Source organism: Candidatus Nanopusillus massiliensis, assembly GCF_920984865.1.
This window is the reverse complement of sequence record NZ_OV100765.1, coordinates 440,472-440,883: the sequence shown is the minus strand read 5'-3', so window position 1 is coordinate 440,883 and position 412 is coordinate 440,472.

The window sequence follows — 412 nt, the reverse complement described above, 5'->3', positions numbered from 1 at the left end:
TAGCTCCATATTATAATAATTCTAAAATAATACCATTGTATNNAATACCTAATTTAGAAAATATATATTTAGGAGAGCAATTTAATAATACATATAATGTTCCTCAGGATTATATTGATGTTATGAAAAATATAACGGATGAAATATGTAGTGGAATAAATAATAGTACTGTAAATTATTATATTTCCTTAGGAGACTATTATACAGCAGCAAGTTTATGTTTTGAACAAAAAGTATATATACCCAANNTTTTATCCAAATATAACTGAAGAAGAATTAGAAAAAAATATAACAGATTTTTATAATTATATAAATAATTATCAATGCTTTGGAAATTATGAATGTGAAGAAATAAAATATCAAGTAATATCATAGATTAGAAGATGCAAATGAAACTTTTGAATAATTTACA